Consider the following 18,512-nt stretch of genomic DNA (forward strand, 5'->3'; position numbering starts at 1 on the left):
TTCCATCTTTTATCAAGTCCTTAGCCAGATTATTGTATAAATAGTTTTTAAGTTTATTTACATTTTATTACATTACCAGACTTTGTATAGCAAAGGGAATCGGGAATCGGGAATCGGGAACAGGGAATAGGGAATCGGGAATCGGGAATCGGGAATCGGGAATCGGGAATCGGGAATCGGGAATCGGGAATCGGGAATCGGGAATCGGGAATCGGGAATCGGGAATCGGGAGATAACAAAAATTCTGACAATTTCTACACGGATCCCTATATCCGTTGCCTATCTCTTCGAGCCATTACCCATCTCTGTAGCCCTGGCTAACATTATTTAACAAACATTTACATCACTTACTAGGAAGTATAGGTATAATAATTTCTATATATTATTTCCGGCAGTAATAATTAGTATTTCTAGTAGCAATAGCAGCTTTAAGCGACTATTAATCAAAGGTCAGCAATCAGCGGTCAGCGGTCAGCCGTCAGCTTAAAATAAACCCCACGTAGCTTGCGTCAATGGGCAAGCTGATAGCTGTTCGCGTAGCGTGCGCGTAGCGCTAATCGCTGTTCGCTGATAGCTGACAGCTTAAGTCAATTACCCCTCCCCAGGCTCAGGAGAACAAATCCCATGGCATTAGATGTCTTGAAACGCTATAACACTCAGTTTGGATTAGCGCTATGCTTAGCCATTAGTGGAGCGATCGCATTTTCAGTAAACCAAGCTAATGCTCAGATTACTCCTGATGCTACTTTGCCCCAGGGAGAAACGTCACAGCTAGACCTGGGCTCTGGTGAGGTAAATGGGAAAATTGTTGATCTAATTAAAGGAGGAGCAATCCGAGATATTAATTTGTTCCACAGTTTCCTAGAGTTTAATATCGACAAAGGGCAAAGGGTTTATTTTGCTAATCCAGCTGGGATTCAAAATATTCTGTCTCGGGTAACTGGTGCTAATCCCTCTAATATTCTTGGCACCTTGGGTGTCGATGGTGGAGCAAATTTGTTTTTGATTAATCCCAATGGGATTTTCTTTGGGGATAAGGCGAAGCTGGATGTATCCGGTTCTTTTGTAGGCACCACTGCTGATGGGATTGGGTTTGGCAATCGAGGAGTGTTTAGTGCCTCTAATCCAGAGCCGCCATCGCCATTGCTGACCGTTAATCCTAATGTATTCTTCTTTAATCAAATTCCGGGTAAGATTACCAGTCAAGCTAAGTTGGAAAAGCTAGCGGTTGATAACCTATTGTTGCTTGGTGGTGATATTGAGGTTAGCAAGAAAGATAGTAAAAAAGATAGTAAGATTAGTACTGATCAAGGTGGCAATATTCTGTTAGCGGGATTGGGCGCACCAGGAGAAGTCGCCTTGACTCAAGAGGGTGACAAGCTAGGTTTGGATTTTCCCGATGGCGTCAAGAAAGGGAATGTTGTTATTAAGAATAGCGCTATAGAAACTTTGGTAGCTAAAGATAGCGATGTTGATGGTGGTGACATTGAAATTATTGCTGATTCTCTGGAAGTAGAAAACACCGAAAATAAGAAAGACCGAGGAATTTTCACCAAGAGTGAGAGGAATGGTAAGAAAAGTGGTGATATTAGTATCAGTGCTGATAACTCAGTATTGATTAAGTCTAGTGCTGAAAAAGAGCGTCAGGGAATTTTTACGATAACCGATAAAAAAGGTGGAGAAGGCGGAAAAATTACTATCGATGCTGGCTCCCTGACAGTTACAGTAGAAAGCGAAAAGAAAAAACAGAGAAAAAAAGAACAGGGTATCTTCACCATAAATAAGGCAGATGGTCAGAAAAGTGGTGATATTAGTATCACCGCTGATGACTCAGTATCGATTAAGTCTACTGTTGAAAAAGAGCGCCACGGAATCTTTACAATCACCGAAAAAAAAGGTGGAGAAGGCGGAAAAATTACTATCGACGCTAGCTCGTTGACAGTAGAGACTGTTAACGAAGACCAAGGAATATTCACCATAACTAAGGGAAGTCAAAAAGGGGGTGATATTATCATCACCGCTGATGGCTCAGTTTCAATTATTGCTTCTTCTGATAAGAAAAAACAGCAGGGAATTTTTACCTTAACTGATTACAAGAAAGATCAGAAAAAAGATGACCCAGATGGTCAACCAGGAGGAAGTATTCAAATTACTGCTGGCTCCCTGATGGTCGAATCTGAAAAAGAAAAAGCAGGAATTTCTGCAACAACAAGCGGAGATAGTGATAGCGGCAGCATTACCATTGATGTGACTGGCGATGTAGAATTAAAAAAGGAAGGTACCATTAAAACCGCACAAGGTAATAATAAAAAAAGACAGGGTGGTCCAGGGGATGTGACCTTAAATGTTGATGGCGATGTTACCCTCTATGATAAAAGCAGACTTCAGATCGAAAATAAAGGGGATGGATCCGGAGGTAAAATTACCATCTTGGCTGGGGGAGCAGTTAATGTCATATTCAACAGTAGAATTGAGAATACTGCTGAAGCAAGAGATCCTGAAATTAGACAAAAATCGAGGGAACCAAGGAGCGGTGGTATTTTAATCGAAGCTGCTTCCCTCTCCATTGATGCTCGCGAAGATCCCAGCGATCCTAAATCCAAAAGAGCTCAGAATGGTGGAATTAGGGCTAAGGCTGAAGACTCCCCTATTCCTGACGGTAATCCCATAGACATCCGTGTGGGGTCACTGACCATGATTGGATCTGACAGCAATAAAAACACTAAGGATGCTGGTATAACTGCTAATACATCAGGAGATGGCAAGGGAGGCAGGCTCACAATCATAGTTGAGGGAGACTTCATCATGAAAGATCGAGCCAAAATTGAAGCGTCAGCCAAAGATAACAGGACAGGCAATGGTGGCGAGATAACCATTGAAGCTGCTTCAGTTTCTTTAAGCGGTAGAAGCTTTATCAGAGTTGATGCTAGGAATCAAACTAAGGGAAATCCTGGCAATATCACCATAACCGCTAACGATAATATTGAGATTAACAACAGCGACATCAGAAGTGACATAGATTTTAATACTGGAAACCCAGAGCGCGCCAAAGAAAACTCAGGAACCTTTGGTAACATTGCCATTACAGCTCGCTCTCTATCCCTCAAAGATGGAGGGATACTGGAAACTTCCACTAAGGGCAACATTCCAGCAGGTAATATTAAAGTCAATGCCACCGATTTTGTGGAAATTTCTGGTGTTAAAAGACCCAGTAGGATAGTTACCGAAAGTAGATTAGGAGCCCAGGCTGTTGGAGACAGTAAGCCTAAGGGAGGAACGATTGAGGTCACGACGGATGGTAAATTAACCGTATCAAATGGCTCATTCATCAGCGCTCGCAGCATCGGTGAATTTACAGGCGGTGATATCACAATCAATGCTAAGGAAGTAGAGGTCACCCAAGGGGGAGAAATTCTTTCTACTGCTACCAGTAGTGACTTAGAAGAAGTATTAGGCGTCGCGGCAGAGGGAAAACTTCAGACTACACCCTTATTAGATGATAAGGGTGCTCAGAGGACTGGTAAACCTGGCAATGCTGGCAGCATTACGATTAACGCTTCAGAGCAAGTTATTGTTAGTGGGAGTGATCCAAAATCATCAAAATCCACTGTTGCTAGGATCCAGGAGAGACTGAAACGACAAAATAAAGATGTGGATGGCAGAAATCAGCGACTGCAAAAAAAACTTGAAAAAGAAAATAATAAACTCCTCAAACGGCAGGATGAATTAAAACAACTCAAGGATAAACTCAAGGATAACCTTTCCGAAAAAGACATAGAAAAAGTAAAACGAGATATAGAAAAAAAAGAAAAAGATATAGAAAAAAGACAACAAGATATAGAAAATGAAATAGACAAACGACAACGGCAAAACCGTGAAAACAAAATCGAGGCGTCCAATGATATCCTTGTTATCCAAGATGATATCCCCCAGAGCAGGATTTCAGTTGGAGCCACCAGAGGTAGCGATGCTGGAGGCTTGACCATAAAAACCAAAAACCTAACTGTCGAAGATGGAGGACGAATATCAGTAAGTGCTGTGCGATTGAATCAGGATGGTTTTCCAGACCCTGAGCTGGATGAGAACGGTGAGGTGGATCAGAGCAAGCTAGGAGAAGCTGGCAAACTAACCATTGAGGCTGATTCTCTCACCCTAGACAATGGCCAACTTGTAGCTGCTACTGGAAAATCAACCGACCCACAAACCGACAACCAAGAAGCAGCAAATATCGATATCAATGTATCAGGATTGACAACACTCGATAACAACAGCCTAATCTTGGCTGATGCTACAGGGGATGGAGTCACAGGTGGGAATATCACTATTGACGGTGGATTACTGATCCTATTTCCCTCTGACGGTGAAACAGGTAACGATATCTTTGCTAATGCTGAAGAAGGCCAAGGTGGAAAGATCGAAATCAAACTGCAAGGCTTATTCGGAAATTTCAGGTTACAGGAAGGTCAGACTCGATTTAATGATATCTCTGCTATTAGTTTTACAGGGGGTTCGTCTTTCGATGGGTCTGTGCAGATCGATGCTGCAGTTAATCCTACCCAAGATCCTGAGATCTTACCAACATCACTAGTTGACCCTTCAGTATTAATTGTTGCTAACTGTCCCAGGAGTGGAAAAGTAGCTGTAGATGAACTCGGTGAATTCATTGTTACTGGACGGGGTGGCTTACCCCCAAGTCCCCTAGACCCAATTACTCAACGGTCTGTACTGGTAGATTGGATTACCCTTGATACTGAAGAAGAGAACATCGAAGAAACTACCTCTACTCCTACCCCTGATGTCAGTTACTTGCCGATGAGAGGGAAACGCCGTGTTGCCTCTACTCCTACTCCTGCTCGTCCCAAGAAGAAAATAGTGGAAGCTCAGGGTTGGACAGTGGGCGAGGATGGTACAATTATCTTGACTGCTGAACCGAATAATGGTACTCCTAAGAGTAATTGGTATAGTCCTAGATCTTGTGGTAGCAAGGGTTGAGGCAAGGGTTTGTAACAGTTAACAAAAATGTCCACCAATCTACCACTTCCTCTTAAATTATGGTAGATTAATCCTATGGCATTCATACCACGACCTAAGGCGGTCGAACTTACGGGACTCTCTAGGAACACACTGAGGAAGTATGCAGACAATGGGACACTCAGATGCGAAAAGACCCCAGGAGGGACTAGACTCTTTGACTCAACAGATCTTCTCCGTTTTGGAAAAGCTCCAAAGTCTGACAGATTGCACTGTTACACCATCTGTTATTGCCGAGTCAGTAGCAAAAAACAGCGAGACGATCTTGCCCGCCAAGTCGCCTATCTTCACTCCCTCTTCCCCGACGCCGAAATTATCAAAGACATCGGGTCAGGTATCAACTATAGAAGGAAAGGGCTTAGAACCATATTGGAGCGAATTGTGCTCGGAGATAAGCTCACAATTGTTGTTGCCTGTAGAGACCGACTTACTCGATTCGGGTTTGAACTCATTGAGTACTTGGTCGGTCTCAACGGTGGAAAAATCCTGGTTCTCGACCAACCTGAAAGTTGCCCAGAATCTGAACTTACCGCAGATCTTCTCTGAATCATTCACGTCTTCTCCTGCCGGGTTCATGGACTCAGGAAATACGGTCAAAAAATCAAAGAAGATTCGGCTGTTCCTAAACCCTGAACAAAGATCGGTTATTCGTAAGTGGTTTGGAGTGTCCCGGTATGTGTTTAATAAAACCGTCAAAATCCTCCAAGCAGGCGTTGTAAAAGCCAACTGGAAAGCAATCAAAACAGGAATACTGAACGATCTTTCCGAGTGGTGTAAGGAAGTACCTTATCAGATTAAATCGATAGCGATAAAGGACGCTTGCACTGCTGTTAAGGAAGCCAAGAAAAAGTACAAAAAGACGTCACAAATTAATCGGGTAAGATTTAGATCAAGGAAAAACCCTGTTCAGTCTTGCTATATCCCTAAATCAGCAGTGTCTGAAACAGGGATATATCACACAAAACTGGGGAGATTAACTTACGCTGAAGGCTTACCCGCAGATATTTGCGACTGCCGACTAACTAGTAACAATGGCGATTACTATCTAGTAGTCCCTCACAAGGTAGCTGTATCATATACCGAGAACCAAGGTAGAGTAGTTGCCTTAGACCCTGGAGTTAGAACTTTCATTACTTTTTTCAGTGAGACATCTGTAGGAAAGATTGGGCATGGAGACTTTTCTCGTATCCAACGTCTGTGTCAGCACCTGGACAATTTGTTGTCTAAAATCAGTAAGGCTAAACGTGGACAAAAACATCGGATGAGAAAAGCCGCCAGGCGAATGGTTATTAAGATCCAGAACCTAATCAATGAACTTCACCATAAAACAGCTAAGTTTTTGGTTGATAACTTTGATGTGATTCTACTTCCCACGTTTGAGACGTCTCAAATGTCGAAGAAAGGAAATAGAAAAATCAGATCTAAAACCGTTCGGAACATGCTCACTTTTGCTCATTATCGTTTTAAGGAATTCTTGAAGCATAAAGCGTGCCTGACTGGAAACACAGTCGTAGATGTCTGTGAAGCCTATACCAGTAAAACTGTTAGCTGGACAGGTGAACTGATAAACATAGGTGGAAGTAAGACTATAAAATCAAAAGTTGATGGCAAAGTCATGGACAGAGATATCAACGGCGCTCGTGGTATATTTCTGCGAGCCTTGGGAGATACCCCCTGGTTGCGAGAGCAACTTGCATTAGTGAGCCAGGATTTGCTTTTGGTAGATTCTGGTAGCTAAAAAGTATCGGATAGATAATATTGATGTTGCCGTTAACTGCAAGAAACGGCGTTGCTGAATTAAAGTATGAAGCGCGATCGTTTGGTTTTGCTAAAGCCCCCTAAATCCCCCAATTTTGGGGGACTTTGAAACTCTTGTTCCCCCCAGAATTGGGGGGCTAGGGCGTGTTTTAAAACTCGGAGATCCCCCTAAATCCCCCTTAAAAAAGGGGGACGAGCGAGTATGGCTCCCCCCTTTTTTAAGGCTCACAGGGGTAGGTTTTTTACATTTGGGTAAAACATGGGACGACCGAGAGGGAGAGGAAAAGGAAAACAACGAACAAATGATGATTTTTAACGACAAATTAAGTATATTGTCTTGATGCAAAGCGCGAGTGGGGGAAACCCCCTGTTCCCTTGCTGCATCGCTTTCTTATCCCCCACACCCCACACCCCACACCCCACACCCCACACCTGAGGTCAAAGTAAAAAACATACCCTTGAAAGCTTTTTTAAGGGGGGCTGGGGGGGATCATAATCTTGCGGAAAACTTTGAAACTCTTGTTCCCCCCAGAATTGGGGGGCTAGGGGGGCGAAACCATACCCAAAATCAGCAACGCCGGAAATTGCTGCAATTTTGTAAATTATCAATACCGATTCGCTAACTATAGCGCTAGCTAAAATTGCTCAGATTAAGCCCCTCTAAACTATAGCGCTAGGTTAGTTAACTTCAATCCAATTACTTCAATATCGAAAATTTCAACAATTTTGGAGAGGCGGTTTGGATAAGCATTCCCTGTAGCCCTAGTTAACCTGATTTAACAAAATTTAACATTATAGTTTGCACGTATAGGTGTACAATGCTAACCTATTGTTCTCACCAGGAATAACATATTGTTGGCAGCTGCCAGTCGGTGAATCAATAGGTTAATTAATACTAATGTAATTGATGGCAAGACATTGACAGGACTTACGCGGTTAAGTTGATTTCGCCCCCCTAGCCCCCCAATTCTGGGGGGTAAAGATGTCAAAGTCCCCCAGAATTGGGGGATTTAGGGGGCAAATGCGTAAGTCCTGATTGATTAACCTTAACCGTCCAAGTCAACTAAACCTCTGCACGATCAGGATAAATCTAAGCCATGGAATTAGATGTCTTGAAACGCTATAATACTCAGTTAGGTTTAGCGCTATGCTTAGCCATTAGTGGAGCGTGCGCATTTCCCATCAACCAAGCTCATGCTCAGATTACTCCTGATACTACTTTACCGACAGGGGAAAGATCACAGCTAGACCTGGGCTCTGGTGAAGTAAATGGGAAAATTGTTGATCTCATTAAAGGAGGAGCAATCCGAGATATCAACTTGTTCCATAGCTTTTTAGAATTTAATGTCTCAGATGGGCAAAGAGTTTATTTGGCTAATCCAGCTGGGATTCAAAATATTCTGTCTCGGGTAACTGGTGCTAATCCCTCCAATATTTTTGGCACCTTGGGTGTCGATAGTGGAGCGAATTTGTTCTTGATTAATCCCAAAGGAATTTTCTTTGGGGATAAAGCCAAGCTGGATGTATCCGGTTCCTTTGTAGGCACCACTGCTGATGGGATTGGGTTGGGGAATCAAGGAGTGTTTAGTGCCTCTAATCCAGAGCCTCCGTCACCATTGCTGACCGTTAATCCTAATGTGTTCTTCTTTAATCAAATTCCCGATAATATTAACACTAGTCAAGCCAAGTTAGAGAATCTAGCAGTTAATAACCTATTGTTAATCGGTGGTGATATTGAGATTATCGAAGATAGTAAGATATCCACCAATCAAGGTGGGAATATTCTGTTAGCGGGATTGGGCGCACCGGGAGAATTAGCATTAACTAGAGATGGTGACAAGCTGGGTTTAGAGTTTCCCGATGGCGTTAAGAAAGGGAATGTTGTAATTAAGGATAGCGCTATACAAACTTTGGTGCCAGAAGATGGCAATATTGATGGCGGTGACATTAGGATTATTGCTGATTCTGTGGAAGTAAAAACCTCCAAGAACGATCAGGGAATTGTTACCATAACTGATAATAATGGCAATAAAAGTGGTGATATAAGCATAACAGCTGATAACTCAGTATCGATTAATTCTACTCCTGAGCAAGACCTTCAGGTAATCTCCACTATCAATGACGTAAATGATCAGAATGGAGCTGTGATTTTTATCACAACTAATTCACTTGTGATTATTGATCCTATTCAGGGAAGTCAGGATGGAGACTTGACCTTAACTGATGACGGAACAGGTGAATCAGCAGGAAGTATAATAACAAACGTAGATGCTGTTGGCGGAAACATTACCATCACTACGACTAACATTGTAGTATCGGAAAACCAACCTACCATTCAAACAGACCAAGCTAATCAGAAGATAGCCGTGGTGGGGATGTATCATTGGAGGCTAATGGTAATGTTACTCTCGCTGATAATACCAGACTTGATATCGAAGCTGAAAAGGATCAGGATATCCCCTCAGACGATGAAAAAATTAATGATATCTTTGCCAATACTGAAACAGCCAAAGATGGAAACATCGCAATCACCCTGCAAGGCTTATTGAGAAATTTCGGCGTTGCTGAATTAAGGAATGAATGCGGGATCATTTGGTTTTATTAAAGCCCCCTAAATCCCCCAATTCTGGGGGACTTGTCTTGATGCAATAGCGAGTGGGGGAAACCCCCTGTTCCCTTGCTGCATCGCTTGATAGTTTTGTTCCCCCCAGAATTGGGGGGCTAGGGGGGCAAAACCATACGCATAATCAGCAACGCCGAAATTTCAGGTTACAGGAAGGTCGGACTCCATTTAATGATATTTCTGCTATTAGTTTTACGGGGGATTTGTCTTTATCTGGGTTGTTGGAGATCAATGGCAAGCTTAATTCTAATCAGGATCCTGGCAACTTACCAATATCACTAGTTAACCCCTCACAATTAATTGTTGCTAACTGTCCCAGCAGTGGAAAAGTAGCGCTAAGTGAACCAAACAAGATCGAAAAAGTTGCTTCTACTCCTACCTCTGAGGTCAGTTACTTACCGATGAGAGGAAAACGGCGCAGTGTCGAGACTCCTACTGCTTCTCGTCCCAAGAAAATAGTGGAAGCTCAAGGTTGGACGGTTGACGAAGATGGTACAATTATCCTGACGGCTGAACCGAATACTGTTATTCCTAAGAGTAATTGGTATATCCCTAAGTATTGTATTGATACGGATTGAGGTATCGGATGGTTTACCTTGATGTTGAGAATTGCAGCAATTTTCAGCAATTAGACTGCTGAGCGATAAGTATAGCGCTAGGTAATGTTGCCTTTGATAAGTATAGCGCTAGTTAAACTAGCTTCGGTGGAATGCAGCCACTATCGAAAATTTCAGCAATTTTGGATTATAGTGCGATTGACTGAAAGTCACGCTACGCGATGAAGCAAAGCTTCCGCTAAAAGCGATTGGCCTAAGGCCACGCTTCGCGATGAAGCGAAGCTTCCGCTAAAAGCGATCGCGTTTTAACAATAGCGCTAGTTAACTGGTTTGGCTCAATGAGTTTGCTATGGGAAATTCCAGCAATTTGGGATTATAGTGAGATTCGTGCAAAGCCCGACGCTTCGCGTTCGCGAAGCGTGACCAAAGGTCAATCGCCCTAGGTTGAGCAATTTCGGTAAAATCCTTCAGCCAAACCCTACTCACCACTCCCCTCAGTTTCTTGATCCATAAGCTCAGGCAAATCAAAAATAATCACAAATTCCCCATCAGGCATCAGGCGTTTAAGCACCCGCAAATGCCCCTCCGCATCAGACCGGTTCCGGTACCGACCAACAACCACCCGTTGCATTTGTGGCAATAGGCGGATGATTGCCCACGGGTATAGGCGTTCAGAGTAAGTCATACTTTAGGTATCTCCTTAACTGGGGGTCTAGAGCCAGCCTTCGGCCTTCGCAAAACTTCAGGCTGGCTCTTAACGCTTTCACGTCTATGATTAGATTATAACATAAAAAACTTTAATTATAACATATTTTGCAAATTTTTGTAACAAAGTCTTAGGAGAGTTGGGAATCGGGAATCGGGAGTCGGGAGTCGGGAGTCGGGAGTCGGGAATCGGGAGTCGGGAGTCGGGAGGCGGGAGGCGGGAGTCGGGAATCGGGAGTCGGGAGTCGGGAGTCGGGAAGTTTACTTGGCTGCACTCCAGTCAAATGACGGTGTCCAGCTAGTATGCCGGCTTTAGGTNGTTAGGCATAGCCTAGTTGTGAAGAGTGTAATCGGATGAGCTGAGCATCGAGTGGGTCAGCGGTTCATCCTTCTGTTTCACCATTATCCGCAGCTGCTCAAGCATTTCTACCGCGCTGCACTAGGTTGTTGGATGCAGTAACTACGTTTAATCAAGCTGATGTGCGAGGAGGAACATACTATTTCACCGTGGACTTACCAGGGGATATTGGTGAACCACTCCAAAGATTAACCATTAATCAGCGTCAAGGAGGATATAAGATTCGATTCTATCCCGAGAAATCCTCAGCATTTGAAGGAACTTACCAAGACCGGGGTCAGCCGTTATCTCTGGGAAGCGTAACAAAAGACGACTCAAGTAAAACAATTTCAGTTACCTTCGATCCACCAGTAAACCCAGGAAAAACCATTACTGTTGGGCTTCGTCCTGTTCGCAACCCACGATGGGGTGGTGTCTATCTGTTTGGCGTTACAGCTTTCCCCCCTGGAAATAATCCCTATGGTTTATATTTAGGTGTTGGACGTTTACAGTTCTACTCTCCCGCCGGAGACAGGCTCAATTCTAGGTAACATTTTCGGAAAATTGCTGGCATGTTAATTGTTATACCAAAGGGAACAGCGGATCTGGGAGTAGGGAGTAGCGATGCAGCGCGGTCTTGGGGGAAACCCCCATGAGCGACTGCATCAAGACGGGAGTAGGGAAAAGGGAACAAAAATTATCACAATTCCTACACGGATTGGTATAGTGAATTGGTAATTTTAAATGTTTAATGATTAAGTGACACTTAACAATTTAAAATTAACACAATCAAGCATTTGAAAAGTAATTAACTAAACTTGATTTAACCTTTTGCCTGATTATGGGACAAACCATTATTCAAGTAGACGCTTTCACCAGTAAACCCTTTACAGGAAATCCTGCTGCTATCTGTGTTTTACCAACTGCTCAAGATGACAGCTGGATGCAAAACCTAGCGCAAGAGATGAATTTATCTGAAACCGCATTTATAGTCAAGCAAGACGATGGTTTCAATTTGCGTTGGTTTACACCGACAGTGGAAGTCCCCTTATGCGGTCACGCCACCCTAGCTAGTGCTCATGTTCTCTGGTCAGAGGGACATGTGTCTCCTGATCAAACGATTCGGTTCTACACCAAGAGTGGATTGCTGATCGCTCAGCGCCAGGGTGAGTGGATTCAACTCGATTTCCCGGTGAATCCCTCAGAAGTTATCAGTACTCCAGAACAACTCAGCCAAACCTTGGGTATACCCATCAAGTGGGTTGGCAAAAATTCCCTAGGCTATTTGGTCGAGGTCGAGTCGGAAGAGTTGGTCAAGCAGATGCAGCCAAATTTCCAACTGATGAAAACCTTACCTCTGTCTGCGGTAATTGTGACTAGTTGGGCTGACAGTGATTCAGAATACGACTTTGTTTCCCGATTCTTTGCCCCCAGATTGGGAATTGATGAAGACCCAGTTACAGGTTCTGCCCATTGTTGTCTCGCTCCCTTCTGGCGCGAACGTAATAGTAAAGATCAGTTCTTAGCCTACCAAGCCTCCTCTCGGGGTGGTGTAGTAAAGGTTAACTATACCGGTAGCGATCGCGTTTTTCTGAGTGGACAAGCAGTTACTATCCTGCGCTCAGAATTGGTAATCTGAATTTTTGAATTAAGAATGTAGAATTAAGAATTAAAAATGTAGAATGTAGAATGCAGAATTAAGAATGTAGAATTCTAAATTCGGCCTTCTAAATTCGGCCTTCTACATTCTGCATTCTGACAGACAACCTTGGCCTTTTGGCCAAGCGATCGCGTTCAACCTTCAACCTTAAACCTTCAACCTTCAACCTTAAACCTTCAACCTTAAACCTTCAACCAGACCCAGAACCCACTGCCTCAGAAATTGAACTCATGCCTCTTTCCTCCAACTTCTGCAACACCCCTTGCAGAATCTGCCTTACCATCCATGGACCGTTATAAATCCAACCCGTGTACACCTGAATTAGACTAGCACCTGCAGTAATCTTCTCCCAAGCATCCTCCGCCGTAAAAATGCCTCCAACCCCTATAATCGGTAAATTTCCTTGAGTTTCCTGCCAGATAAACCGAATTACATCTGTAGAACGTTGACGCAAAGGAGCTCCACTAATCCCCCCAGCTTCTTCCGTTACCGGTTTACCCGTTACCCTAATCCGTTGTGTTTTCAGCAGATCCCGACGGATGGTAGTGTTAGTAGCAATAATCCCAGCTAATCCATAGGTTTGGGCAAGCTCAAGAACATCTGCGATCGCATTCCACTCTAAATCCGGGGCAATCTTAACCAGAATCGGCTTTTGGGAAACATTTTCCTGTTGCAGAGCATCTAAGATCAGACTAAGTTGGCTGGCATCCTGAAGCGATCGCAAACCTGGTGTATTCGGTGAACTCACATTCACCACAAAGTAATCCCCCAATTCCTTCAACAGGCCAAAACTCGACCGATAGTCATCTGCTGCCTCTGGTAGGGGTGTTACTTTAGATTTACCTAGATTAATGCCAATCGGAATAGTTAAACCTGAAGCTTGGATCCGGTTTTCTCTTCCGGTAGGTTGTTCGTCCTTGGCCTTCGACAAGGGTAGGTTCTTTTCTAAACCTGCAACCTGTAACCTGTTAACCTTCAACTGTTCTAATCGAGCCGCCATTGCTGTAGCTCCGAGATTATTAAATCCCATCCGATTCAGAGCAGCTTTGTCCTCTACCAAGCGAAATAAACGAGGACGAGGATTTCCCGATTGAGCATGAAAGGTTACAGTACCGAGTTCAGCAAAGCCAAACCCTAAGCTTCCCCAAATTCCAGCAGCCACACCATCTTTATCAAATCCTGCTGCTAAACCCATAGGGTTGGGGAAGTTTACTCCCCAGAGGGTTTGTTCGAGGCGAGCATCATTTAGGCAAAACCTTTGCTGTAATTGACCCTTAACCCAGTGACCTAGAGTAGATTCCTGATTCGATGACAGCCAGCTCAATAGCGCTAGAGTTCTATTGTGTAACCATTCTGGATCTGTCTTCAACCCAGAAAAGAGAATTGGACGAATGGTAGATTGGTAAATATCCATCGTAATGAGTTGGTCAGTAGCTCAGTGGGTCAGTAGATCAGCGAGTCAGTAGATCAGTGCTGAACAAATACTCCACCATCTGGCTAGTTGTTAATAACAACTGTGGATTTAATTCGATTTTTGGCGTTGCTGAATTGAAGTATGAATGCGCGATTGTTTGGCTTTGGTCAAGCCCCCTAAATCCCCCAATTTTGGGGGACTTTGAGAGTTTTGTTCCCCCGCCGGTGCGCTTTCCGCATCATATTATTAAATTCGCCACGGGTCGCACCGCAAAATTGGGGGGCTAGGGGGGCAAAATCATACCCAGAATCAGCAACGCCCAATTTTTTACCCCATTCAAACGTCATACTTTGATTCATTCTTTGATTGATTAGTTGCGTTATGACCAAACCCTAACAAAAGTCCGTTGTTTGAGTAACTAAAATGACATTTTGATCACTGAGGTACAGTCAATTTTCGCAACCCCTACTCCCTACTCCCTACTCCCTACTCCCTACTCCCTACTCCCTACTCCCTACTCCCTACTCCCTCAAACCACCCGACGGGGAGTTAGGTGATCCCTCCTGACGGTAACCATAAAAATCAATCCGATATTCCGTAATCTTTACACCAGTTTGTTCCTCAATTTGCTTGAGCAAGTTTTCCGGTAGTTCTACATAAACATCAAGAATCTGGTTTGTATCCAGGCAATTGACATGGCTATGAGTATCGCTGATATTGCCGTACAACCGTCCATCCGAGCGCTCAATACATTCAATAATACCTTGACTGGATAGGGCATCTAAATTCTGGTAAACAGAAGTATGACCAATAACTTTCCCTTGTTGATTTAATCGGTCATAAATGTCTCGCGCTGACAGATGGTCTTTAGCTTCCCATAACAGTTCTAGAATGAAGCGACGTTGACGACTCAGACGCATACCCAGGGTCTGACACTTGTCGATAGCATCTTCTAGTGAACGAATTGGTTTAGCAGCTGCCGCTTCTTTTTCCATGACATGAGTTGATGAGTTTAACCAAAAGGAATCCCCTATAAATCTACTGATAGCTCAGCCAGCTATCCACTTAAGCCAGGGCAAGGCTCTTGTGTGATCGGGAACCAGGAACGGGAAAAGGTAAACGGGGAATACTTTCTGTTCCCAAGTTCCCTATTTTCTAGTTTCTCCTTGACCTTGAATGAATGCCCCTGTTTCAATTTATTTTCAGTTAAATTTGGTAGCCCTAAGCCTTATACCCTATATTTTACTACAAACTAGTGAACTAGCCCACCCTACAATCCACCAAGGTTGTGCTTCTGGTTTCAAACTCGATCTGTTTTGGTTAGCCATCGGACAAGGTACCTTGAGGGAGTTGCTGCAAGTATTCAACAACAGCCTCAACTTCTACTCGCCGTTGCCCCGGGGCATCAATATCATAAGAATCGAATTGCAAAGTTGTCTCCCCTTCACCTTAAGTCACAGTCCAGGTACCCAAAGCCTAGACTTACAGATGATTTAACACAGTTCTATTGGGGAATGGGGATGTTTAACGTTTTCTTTGGAAGTTAAGGGCAAAGTCTCAACTAAGCCATTGCTCTTCACAGCAGTTACTGCAGCAATGCAACTGAGCTATAACGGAAGTATATCACCTTTACAAAAACTTTGAAAAAAAATCTGGAATTCTTCAGGATCAATGGGTAGTTGACTGTATTGCTCAGAAACACTCACATCAACCGGATTCTGAAACAAAAGCCAATACAAACTCATCTCAATCGAGACGATCATAAAACATCATCAGAAATTAGCAGAATGGAAAACATAGAAAGTAACGAACCAATGGTACCAGGTATGACCAATGGTGCAGCAGCTACCAATGGCATGTCATTAGGAGAAATGGCTGATGACCAGATGTCATCCTTTGACATGAATGCTGTCTCCAGTCAAGGCAATATACCCACACCAGTGCCAATGAGTTCATCTGCCCCAGATAGTCCCATGGAGAATGTGCTGGTAGAAATGCGAGCACCTAAGGGTCAAGGGGCTAACTTCTTTCACATGGCAGGAAGTTTCACTGTTGCTAGCTTCCAAATCGATTATGACTACGAGCCAGTATCGATGGATCCTGAGACACCGGAACTGGCCATGCAGCTCCAAGCATCTAATCAAGAGGTGATCGTTGTCAAGGGCAAAGTTGCTCAAAACCAAATTGCTGCCCTCGAAGCCGAACCTAATGTGCTCAAAGTCTGGCCAGACACCCCGATCGAACCCTTCAGCACTACCACCCTACAGCAAGAGTATCCCATGGTAGAACCGATGGCAGGGTTTAGTAGCTGTCCTATTGGTTCTTGTGACTGTAACCCTGGGGCTGCTAAGGGAACTATGGCGGACGTAGCCAAATATCTTGGCGTTGATCAAATTCACGCTGCTGGTTATAAAGGTCAAGGCATTGTTGTTGGTGTCGTTGATGGCGGAATTACAGCAGCTGGTCGTCCTGTTCGTCCCGGAGAACCCTCCAAGCGGATTCCCAATGTCATTGGTGGCTTCCACCGCACAGTGGAATGGGGGACTCAAGCTCGCAGCTGGGGCGAACATGGCAATATGTGCGCTACAGATGTGTTGGGTATGGCTCCAGAAGCCAAGCTCTATGACTTTCCCCTAGTAGGGAATGCCATCTCTAACGCCCTGGCTGCCTTCAATTGGGCAATCAAGCAGTATAAAATTGACGGCACACCCCACATTCTTACCAATAGCTGGGGAATTTACCAGGAACAGTGGGATAAGACTTATGCCAGAAACCCAAACCATCCCTTCACCCGTAAAGTTGTCGAAGCGATCAATCAAGGGATTCTAGTTCTGTTTGCCGCTGGTAACTGTGGTGGAACCTGTCCTGATGGTCGTTGTGCCTCAGATGTCGGTCCTGGTAAAAGTATCTGGGGCGCGAATGGTCATCCCCTAGTGATGACAGTGGGCGCAGTTAACAAAAATGAACAGTTTGTTGGCTATAGCAGCCAAGGACCAGCGGCTTTGTCCCCTAAAAAGCCAGACTTCTGTTCCATCACTCACTTCCGGGGTTACTTCCCCTCTGATACCGGTACCTCGGCTGCCACACCCATTGCTGCTGGAGTAGTAGCCTTGCTCAAGCAAGCCAAGCCCAGCTTGACTCAGCAGGAAGTTAAGAAACTCCTGGAGAGTACTGCTAAAAATATTGGTTCTCAGGGATGGGATCAGCATTCCGGTGCTGGCATTATTCAGCCCAAGGTAGCCTTTGACAAAATCAAAACTCCCCCCCCTCGCCCTCGCCCTCGCCCCAGTGACGGTACTTGGAGTGACTGGGAAAATTTAGGGGGCTATGGCCTATATAGCCCAGCGGCTGCTTCCTGGGGACCTAACCGCATTGACACTTTTGTCATTGGTACTGACCACGCTATGTATCACAAGTGGTGGGATGGCTCGGCTTGGCGCGGCTGGGAAAACTTAGAGGGTTACATTATTTCTACACCCGCAGCGGTTTCTTGGGGAGCTAACCGCATTGACACCTTTGTGGTTGGTAGCAATAATTCCCTCTACCGCAAGTGGTGGGATGGCTCCGCTTGGCGCGGTTGGGAAAATCTAGGGGGCTACTGCCTGTATGCTCCAGCGGCTTCTTCCTGGGGACCTAACCGCATTGACACTTTTATCATTGGTACTGACCACGCCGTCTACCACAAGTGGTGGGATGGCTCGGCTTGGCGTGGCTGGGAAAACTTAGGAGGCTACTCTGTTTCTGCACCCGCAGCAGTGTCTTGGGGTCCAAACCATATCGCTATCTTTACCATTGGTCGCGATCGCGCTCTATACTACAAGACCTGGAATGGTTCCATTTGGAGTCCATGGGAAAAATTGGGAGGCTACTGTCAGTATGGTGTAGCCGCTGTCTCCAGGGGAGTCAACCAGCTCGATTGTTTCGTGATTGGATCCATGGGCAAGGTCTATTGCCGTTCCTGGGATGGTTCTGCCTGGAAAAATTGGAAAAATCTAGGTGGTTACAGCATTGCTGGGGTAGCAGCAGCATCTTGGGGACCTGACCGCCTTGATGTTTTTGTCGCCGCTGGTGATCATGCTCTCCACCACAAGTGGATGGGTTGATATCAAGATTACTAATTAAGGAAGTGAAGGTAAAGAATTAAAGACAAAGGGCAAAGGGCATCCCTGGAAAATGATATCACTTTCCAGGGATGCCCTTGTCATTTTTGTATGATTGCCCTTTTCCTTTCCTAATCAAACAGCATCAAACTTTCAGAATTCAGCCGTCAGCATTCAGCCGTCAGCCTAATGCTTAAAATAAACCTTAAACAGGAGAATTTAATAGTTCGAGATTTTATCCAATTGCCAGTCTGGATAAAAGTCTTTGGCCAAGGTCAATGGCCAATGGCTGAAAACTGATAGCTGTTCGCGTAGCGTGCGCGTAGC

General features: G+C 44.5%; 15 protein-coding genes. 9 read left to right on the forward strand and 6 right to left on the reverse strand.

Annotated elements, in window-relative coordinates; translation table 11 throughout:
* Positions 1–53 precede the first annotated feature (53 nt).
* Positions 54–251, reverse strand: coding sequence for a hypothetical protein (locus tag F6K46_RS04645; RefSeq protein ID WP_293061088.1), 198 nt, complete (start codon positions 249–251; stop codon positions 54–56).
* Positions 252–624: 373 nt separating this feature from the next.
* Here F6K46_RS04645 and F6K46_RS04650 point away from each other — a divergent pair, with 373 nt between their 5' ends.
* The 5 genes from F6K46_RS04650 to F6K46_RS04670 all read left to right on the forward strand — a co-directional run bounded on the left by F6K46_RS04650 (position 625) and on the right by F6K46_RS04670 (position 9,990).
* Positions 625–4,992, forward strand: a complete 4,368-nt coding sequence (locus tag F6K46_RS04650; RefSeq protein ID WP_293061086.1) for a filamentous hemagglutinin N-terminal domain-containing protein — start codon at positions 625–627, stop codon at positions 4,990–4,992.
* 75 nt (positions 4,993–5,067) lie between these two features.
* Positions 5,068–5,577, forward strand: a complete 510-nt coding sequence (locus tag F6K46_RS04655) for an IS607 family transposase (RefSeq protein ID WP_293061084.1) — start codon at positions 5,068–5,070, stop codon at positions 5,575–5,577.
* Positions 5,578–5,605: 28 nt separating this feature from the next.
* Complete coding sequence (locus F6K46_RS04660; protein ID WP_293061156.1) at positions 5,606–6,769, forward strand: transposase; 1,164 nt, start codon at positions 5,606–5,608, stop codon at positions 6,767–6,769.
* 1,117 nt (positions 6,770–7,886) lie between these two features.
* A complete protein-coding gene (locus tag F6K46_RS04665) occupies positions 7,887–9,338 on the forward strand; it encodes a filamentous hemagglutinin N-terminal domain-containing protein (RefSeq protein ID WP_293061082.1) in 1,452 nt (483 codons plus the stop codon).
* Between the two features lie 106 nt (positions 9,339–9,444).
* Positions 9,445–9,990 (forward strand): hypothetical protein, encoded by a 546-nt coding sequence (locus tag F6K46_RS04670; RefSeq protein WP_293061080.1) that lies wholly within the window; start codon positions 9,445–9,447, stop codon positions 9,988–9,990.
* A 300-nt stretch (positions 9,991–10,290) separates the two neighbouring features.
* Here the strand turns inward: F6K46_RS04670 and F6K46_RS04675 are convergent, their stop codons facing one another.
* The 3 genes from F6K46_RS04675 to F6K46_RS04685 all read right to left on the reverse strand — a co-directional run bounded on the left by F6K46_RS04675 (position 10,291) and on the right by F6K46_RS04685 (position 10,949).
* On the reverse strand, positions 10,291–10,458 hold the full coding sequence (locus tag F6K46_RS04675) for a hypothetical protein (RefSeq protein WP_293061078.1): 168 nt from the start codon (positions 10,456–10,458) through the stop codon (positions 10,291–10,293).
* Positions 10,448–10,654 carry a hypothetical protein gene (locus tag F6K46_RS04680; RefSeq protein ID WP_293061076.1) on the reverse strand — a complete coding sequence of 69 codons (207 nt, stop codon included), beginning with the start codon at positions 10,652–10,654 and terminating at the stop codon, positions 10,448–10,450. The genes F6K46_RS04675 and F6K46_RS04680 overlap by 11 nt, the downstream gene beginning before the upstream one ends.
* Before the next feature lie 151 nt (positions 10,655–10,805).
* Positions 10,806–10,949, reverse strand: coding sequence for a hypothetical protein (locus tag F6K46_RS04685; protein ID WP_293116807.1), 144 nt, complete (start codon positions 10,947–10,949; stop codon positions 10,806–10,808).
* A 169-nt stretch (positions 10,950–11,118) separates the two neighbouring features.
* Between F6K46_RS04685 and F6K46_RS04690 the strand changes: the two genes are divergently transcribed.
* Positions 11,119–11,562 (forward strand): DUF2808 domain-containing protein, encoded by a 444-nt coding sequence (locus F6K46_RS04690; RefSeq protein WP_293066589.1) that lies wholly within the window; start codon positions 11,119–11,121, stop codon positions 11,560–11,562.
* A 290-nt stretch (positions 11,563–11,852) separates the two neighbouring features.
* On the forward strand, positions 11,853–12,650 hold the full coding sequence (locus tag F6K46_RS04695; protein ID WP_293066592.1) for a PhzF family phenazine biosynthesis protein: 798 nt from the start codon (positions 11,853–11,855) through the stop codon (positions 12,648–12,650).
* 211 nt (positions 12,651–12,861) lie between these two features.
* Here the strand turns inward: F6K46_RS04695 and F6K46_RS04700 are convergent, their stop codons facing one another.
* A complete protein-coding gene (locus tag F6K46_RS04700; RefSeq protein ID WP_293066595.1) occupies positions 12,862–14,085 on the reverse strand; it encodes a quinone-dependent dihydroorotate dehydrogenase in 1,224 nt (407 codons plus the stop codon).
* A 431-nt stretch (positions 14,086–14,516) separates the two neighbouring features.
* On the opposite strand from F6K46_RS04700, the gene F6K46_RS04705 reads away from it, so the two are divergent.
* On the forward strand, positions 14,517–14,642 hold the full coding sequence (locus tag F6K46_RS04705) for a hypothetical protein (RefSeq protein WP_267876454.1): 126 nt from the start codon (positions 14,517–14,519) through the stop codon (positions 14,640–14,642).
* Here the strand turns inward: F6K46_RS04705 and F6K46_RS04710 are convergent.
* Complete coding sequence (locus tag F6K46_RS04710) at positions 14,607–15,080, reverse strand: Fur family transcriptional regulator (protein ID WP_293066601.1); 474 nt, start codon at positions 15,078–15,080, stop codon at positions 14,607–14,609. The two genes, F6K46_RS04705 and F6K46_RS04710, sit on opposite strands and share 36 nt — an antisense overlap.
* A gap of 693 nt (positions 15,081–15,773) precedes the next feature.
* Between F6K46_RS04710 and F6K46_RS04715 the strand changes: the two genes are divergently transcribed.
* Positions 15,774–18,188: a S8 family serine peptidase gene (locus F6K46_RS04715; RefSeq protein WP_293116810.1), complete on the forward strand. Its 2,415-nt coding sequence runs from the start codon at positions 15,774–15,776 to the stop codon at positions 18,186–18,188.
* Positions 18,189–18,512 lie beyond the last annotated feature (324 nt).

Origin of the sequence: Moorena sp. SIO3E8 (assembly GCF_010692445.1) — a bacterium.
Taxonomy (GTDB): domain Bacteria; phylum Cyanobacteriota; class Cyanobacteriia; order Cyanobacteriales; family Coleofasciculaceae; genus Moorena; species Moorena bouillonii.